The 5,913-nt window shown below is 69.1% G+C and carries 7 protein-coding genes; 6 read left to right on the top strand and 1 reads right to left on the bottom strand.

Annotated features, from left to right (window positions below):
• Positions 1-93: 93 nt before the first annotated feature.
• From ABNT58_RS27520 to ABNT58_RS27545, 6 genes are all read left to right on the top strand, one after another.
• Positions 94-618, top strand: coding sequence for a TRAP transporter small permease (locus ABNT58_RS27520; protein WP_348756559.1), 525 nt, complete (start codon positions 94-96; stop codon positions 616-618).
• Positions 615-1,895: a TRAP transporter large permease subunit gene (locus ABNT58_RS27525; protein ID WP_348756560.1), complete on the top strand. Its 1,281-nt coding sequence runs from the start codon at positions 615-617 to the stop codon at positions 1,893-1,895. The genes ABNT58_RS27520 and ABNT58_RS27525 overlap by 4 nt, the downstream gene beginning before the upstream one ends.
• A gap of 21 nt (positions 1,896-1,916) precedes the next feature.
• Positions 1,917-2,924, top strand: coding sequence for a TRAP transporter substrate-binding protein (locus ABNT58_RS27530; protein WP_348756561.1), 1,008 nt, complete (start codon positions 1,917-1,919; stop codon positions 2,922-2,924).
• Positions 2,921-3,796, top strand: a complete 876-nt coding sequence (locus ABNT58_RS27535; protein ID WP_348756562.1) for a shikimate dehydrogenase — start codon at positions 2,921-2,923, stop codon at positions 3,794-3,796. The genes ABNT58_RS27530 and ABNT58_RS27535 overlap by 4 nt, the downstream gene beginning before the upstream one ends.
• A 50-nt stretch (positions 3,797-3,846) precedes the next feature.
• Entirely contained in the window at positions 3,847-4,296 is a 450-nt protein-coding gene (gene aroQ, locus ABNT58_RS27540; protein ID WP_348756563.1) for a type II 3-dehydroquinate dehydratase, read from the top strand.
• 134 nt (positions 4,297-4,430) lie between these two features.
• Positions 4,431-5,333, top strand: coding sequence for a DUF4394 domain-containing protein (locus ABNT58_RS27545; RefSeq protein ID WP_348756564.1), 903 nt, complete (start codon positions 4,431-4,433; stop codon positions 5,331-5,333).
• A 22-nt stretch (positions 5,334-5,355) separates the two neighbouring features.
• Here the strand turns inward: ABNT58_RS27545 and ABNT58_RS27550 are convergent.
• A partial coding sequence (locus ABNT58_RS27550; RefSeq protein WP_348756565.1) for a LytTR family DNA-binding domain-containing protein occupies positions 5,356-5,913 on the bottom strand: 558 nt, incomplete at its 5' end.

Here is a 5,913-nt window from a genome sequence, read left to right on the forward strand (position 1 = left end):
CGGGTAATCCCCGCTGTTCCAAAACTAACCAGTTCGTACATTGTCGGCAGGCGTCGGCACTGCATCGGCGCAAGCGGATGGAGACCTGCCGACATGGACGACTGGATCAACCGGTTCTGCAAGCTGCTGGACGCCCTCATCGCCATCGCCCTGGCGGTGATGGTGGTGCTCGTGTTCGGCAACGTGGTGCTGCGCTACGCCTTCAACACCGGCATCACGGTGTCGGAGGAACTGTCGCGCTGGCTGTTCGTGTGGCTCACCTTCATGGGCGCGGTGGTGGCGCTGAAGGACCGCGGCCACCTGGGCACCGACATGCTGGTCTCGCGGCTGCCGCGCGCCGGCAAGCGGGCCTGCGCGGTGCTGGGGCAGGGGCTGATGCTGTGGGTCACCTGGCTGCTCTTCTCGGGCAGCCTGCAGCAGGCCCGCATCAATGCCGACGTGACCGCGCCCACCAGCGGCCTGTCCATGGGCATCTTCTACAGCGTGGGCGTGGTGTTCGCGGTGCTCAGCGCGGCACTGCTGCTGCGTGAGCTGGGGCGGGCGCTCAGCGGTCGCATCACCGACGACGAGCTGGTGATGGTGCAGGAGTCCGAAGACCTGAACCGGAGCGCGCCATGACCGTGTTCATCTTCCTGGGCTCGCTGCTGGCCGCCATGGGGGTGGGCATTCCCATCGCCTACTCGCTGCTGCTGTCTGGCGTGGCGCTGATGTGGCACCTCGACCTGTTCGACGCGCAGATCCTGGCGCAGAACGTGATCAACGGCGCCGACAGCTTTCCGCTGCTGGCGGTGCCCTTCTTCATGCTGGCCGGCGAGATCATGAACGTCGGCGGCCTGTCGCGCCGCATCGTGGCGCTGGCGCTCACGCTGGTGGGCCACCGCCGCGGCGGCCTGGGCTTCGTGGCCATCGTGGCCGCCTGCCTGATGGCGGCGCTGTCGGGCTCGGCGGTGGCCGACACGGCCGCGCTGGCCGCGCTGCTGCTGCCGATGATGGTGCGCGCCGGCCATGACAAGGCGCGTGCCGGCGGCCTCATCGCCTCGGCCGGCATCATCGCGCCCATCATTCCGCCGTCGATCGGGTTCGTGATCTTCGGCGTGGCGGCCAACGTGTCCATCAGCAAGCTGTTCCTGGCCGGCATCGTGCCCGGGCTGCTGATGGGCCTGGCCATCGCCGGCACCTGGTGGTGGGTGGCCAAGCGCGAGGCCGTGGTGCCGCCGCCCAAGGCCACCAGCGCCGAGCGCTTGCAGGCGCTGAAGGAATCGGGCTGGGCGCTGTTCCTGCCGGTCATCGTGCTGGTGGGCCTGAAGATGGGCGTGTTCACGCCCACCGAGGCGGCGGTGGTGGCCGCTGTGTATGCGCTGCTGGTGGCCACGCTGGTGTACCGCGAGATGAGCTGGCGCCAGACCTGCGAGGTGTTTGTCACCGCGGCGCGCACCACGGCGGTCATCATGTTCCTGGTGGCGGCGGCCATGGTCAGCGCCTGGCTGATGACCGTGGCCGACATCCCCAGCAAGATGGTCGGCCTGCTGGAACCCTTCATGGGCAACCAGACGCTGCTGCTGATCGCCATCATGCTGCTGGTGATGGCCGTGGGCACCGCGATGGACATGACGCCCACCATCCTGATCATGACGCCGGTGCTGATGCCGGTGATCAAGGCCGCCGGCATCGACCCCGTGTACTTCGGCGTGCTGTTCATCATGAACAACGCGATCGGCCTGATCACCCCGCCGGTGGGCACCGTGCTCAACGTGGTGGCGGGGGTGGGCCGCATGAAGATGGACGACGTCACCCGCGGGGTGCTGCCCTTCATGGCGGCGCAGTTCGCGGTGATGTTCCTGCTGGTGTTCATCCCCGGCCTGGTGACGGTGCCGGCCCGCTGGTTTGCCGGCTGATTCGACTGAGGAAACGACGACATGAACAAGCTGACCCGTACGCTGTGCATCGGCCTGGCCACGCTGCTGCCGCTGGGCGCCGCATTGGCGCAGGACATCAAGGAACGCACCATCAAGTTCGCGTTCCAGAACCAGACCGGCCATCCGCAGGCCCAGGGCGCGGCCAAGTTCGCCGAGCTGGTGGCGGCCAGGTCGGGCAAGAAGATCAGCGTCAAGCTGTTCCCGGGCGGCACGCTGGGCGGCGACCTGCAGACGGTGTCGGCGCTGCAGGGCGGCACGGTGGAGATGACGGTGCTCAACGCCGGCATCCTCACCGCGCAGGTCAAGGAGTTCGCGGTCTTCGACTTCCCCTTCCTGTTCAACAACGCACAGGAGGCCGATGCCGTGACCGACGGCGAGTTCGGCAAGGGCCTGCTGGGCAAGCTGGCCGAGAAGAACCTGGTGGGCCTGGGCTACTGGGACCTGGGCTTTCGCAACGTCACCAACAGCAAGCGGCCGATCGCCAAGCTCGAAGACTTCTCGGGCCTGAAGCTGCGTGTGATCCAGAGCCCGATCTACATCGACCTGTTCAACACCCTGGGCGCCAATGCCACGCCCATGCCCTTTCCCGAGCTGTACCCGGCGCTGGAGCAGAAGGCGGTGGACGGCCAGGAGAACCCCAACACGGTGATCCTGTCGAGCAAGTTCAACGAGGTGCAGAAGTACCTCAGCCTGACCCACCACATCTACAACCCGCAGGCGCTGATCGTCAGCAGGAAGCTGTGGGACAGCCTGTCGGCCGACGAGAAGAAGCTGTTCACCGAAGCCGCGGCCGAGGCCACCGCCTACCAGCGCCAGGTCTCGCGCGCCGCCGCCGACACCGCGCTGGCCGATCTGAAGAAGGCTGGCATGCAGGTCAACGACCTCGCCCCGGCCGAGCTGCAACGCATCCGCGACAAGATCAAGCCGGTGATCGACAAGCAGACCGCCAACGTGGGCGAAGCCACCGTCAAGGCGCTGTACGCCGAGATTGCCAAGGTGCGCAAGTGACGCCTGCCGCGCCCCGCAAGGCCCTGGTCGGGCTGATCGGCGCCGGCATCCAGCGCTCGCTGACGCCGGCCATGCATGAGCAGGAAGCGGCCCAGCACGGCCTGCGGCTGCACTACCAGCTGATCGACCTGGACCGCAGCGGCGTGGGCGCGGAAGTGCTGCCCACGCTGATGCAGGCGGTGCGTGTGATGGGCTTCGACGGCCTGAACATCACCTACCCGTGCAAGCAGGCGGTGATTCCGCTGCTGGACGAACTGTCGGACGAAGCCCGCACCATGGGCGCGGTGAACACCGTGGTGTGCCGCGACGGCCGGCTGATCGGCCACAACACCGACGGCGCCGGCTGGGTGGAAGCCTTCCAGCGCCGGCTGCCCGGCGCCGACCTGTCGCGCGTGGCCCTGCTGGGCGCGGGTGGGGCCGGCGCTGCCATCGCCCATGCCGCGCTGCGCATGGGCGTGCGGCACCTGGTGGTGAACGACCGTGACGCGGCCAAGGCCGAGGAGCTGGCCGCCGCGCTGCAGGCCGCCCACGGCACCGACCGCGCCAGCGCCCAGGCCGACGTGGCGCTGGCGCTGCAGGGCGCGACCGGCCTGATCCACGCCACGCCCACCGGCATGGACAAGCTGCCCGGCCTGCCGCTGCCCGAAGACCTGCTGCACCCGGGCCTGTGGGTGGCCGACGTGGTGTACTTTCCGCTGGACACCGCGCTGCTGAAGGCCGCCCGCGCCCGCGGCTGCGCCACCGTGGACGGCGGCGGCATGGCCGTGGGCCAGGCACTGGGGGCGTTTCGCCTGTTCACCGGTCTGCAGCCCGATGCGCAGCGGGTGGAAGCGCACTTCCGCCAGATGCTGGCGCAGCGGGCCGACGCCTGAAGCCAACACGCCGCGCCGCCATACTGCAGCGCCCATTCTTGCCAAGCACCATGAAAATCCTGCTCATCAACGGCCCCAACCTCAACCTGCTCGGCACCCGTGAGCCGCAGATCTACGGCGCCACCACGCTGGCCGACGTGGAAGCGGCGGCCCGTGCCCAGGCGCAGGCCGCAGGCGCCGAGCTGGCCGCCTTCCAGAGCAACCACGAAGGCGCCATCGTCGACGCCATCCATGCCGCCCGTACCGACGGCACGGGTTACATCGTCATCAACCCCGGCGCCTTCACCCACACCAGCGTGGCCATCCGCGATGCTCTGGCCGGCGTGGCGATTCCGTTCATCGAGGTGCACATCAGCAACGTGCACAAGCGCGAGGCTTTTCGCCACCACAGCTACCTGTCGGACGTGGCGGTGGGCACCATCGTCGGCCTGGGCACGATGGGCTACACGCTGGCGCTGCAGTACGCGCTGGCGGCCATGGTTGCAACACCGTCGAAATAGTTCCCCGCCGCCGGCCGAAACCCCTGGCAAGGGGGTCGGGCTGCATCCGGGACAGGGGGTTGCTGCGTAGGTGCTCGCGCGCCAGCCGCATTCCGCGGCAGGACGCGTACAACACACTTGCCAGGAGCTTGTCCATGTTCCCGACGTTCCAGAAGTTCTCGGTCCGCGGCGTCGCCGCGGCCGCCTGCATGGTTGCCGGCGCCTTCGCCGCCCCGGCGATGGCGCTGCCCGTGGTGGGCCTGACGACCACCAATGCGCTGGTCACCTTCGACAGCGCCACGCCCACCGCCGGCTCGGCCTTGATGAACATCACCGGCCTGCAGATGGCCAACGAGCGCATCCTGTCGATCGACATCCGGCCGACCACCGGCCTGCTGTACGGCGTCAGCAGCTCGTCCAACGTGTACAGCCTGTCGATGAGCGGCGCTGCCAGCTACGTGGGCACGCTGTCGGCCCCGCTGATGGGCTCGGCCGTGGGCCTGGACTTCAACCCGGCAGCCGACCTGTCGGGCGCGGCCTCGCTGCGCGTGATCAGCAGCAGCGGCCAGAACTACGCCTTCAACGTGAACACCGGCGCCACCACCGTGGCCACGCCGATCGCGGCCGGCCTGTCGTCGGTGGCGTACAGCAACAACGACACCAATCCGGGCACCGCCACCTCGCTGTACTACATCGACACCGCCAGCGATACGCTGAAGGTGGCCACCACCGGCTTCAACAACCCCACCATCACCACCGTGGGTTCGCTGGGCATGGATGTCAACGGCGTTTCGGGCTTCGACATCACGGTGGGCAACATGGCCTACGCCGCCTTCACCGATGCCGACACCGGCAAGAGCGGCCTGTACACGGTGGACCTGAGCACCGGCGCCACGATGATGGTGGGCGCCTTCGGCATCGGCGGCAACACCGCCATCGCGCCGCCGCTGGCCGGTCTGGCCGTCTCGCCGGTGCCCGAGCCCGGCACCTACGCGCTGATGGCCGGCGGTCTGCTGGCGGTTGGCTTCTTCGCGCGTCGTCGCCAAGGCAGCAAGTAAGGCCCGGGCGGCGCGCCTGGCTTCACCAGCGCGCCGCCTCGATCGCCTCTCGCACGGCAGCCAGCTGCCGGCGCGAGACGGCCAGCCATTCGCCGGTGGGCGCCACCTGGGCGGCCCAGCCTTCGGCACCGTCCTCCGGTTCGGTGCCGGCAGCCGGCGGCGCCGCGCCGCGCCGCTCCAGCGCGCGGATGGCATCGCGCGCCACCAGCGCATTGCGGTGGATGCGCAAGAAGCGCTCGCCCAGCCGCGGCGCCAGCTCGGTCAGTGATTCATCCAGCACATAGCTGCGCTCGGCGGTGCGCAGCGTCACGTACTTCAGCTCGGCCTTGAGGTACAGGACCTCGGCCAAGGGCACCCGCCACACCTTGCCGCGCTCGGTGACCACCAGCGCCGGCACCTCGGCCGGCACCGCCTGGTATCGGCCCAGCCGCTGCGCCACGCGTTGCAGCGCCGCCTGCAGTCGCTCGCGCCGCACCGGCTTGGTCAGGTAGTCCACCGCGTCCAGCTCGAAGGCCTGCAGCGCATGGTCGGCATGGGCGGTGACAAACACCACCGCCGGCAGCTTGGGCAGGCGCCTGAG

Origin of the sequence: uncultured Aquincola sp. (genome assembly GCF_964001545.1) — a bacterium.
Taxonomy (GTDB): domain Bacteria; phylum Pseudomonadota; class Gammaproteobacteria; order Burkholderiales; family Burkholderiaceae_C; genus Aquincola.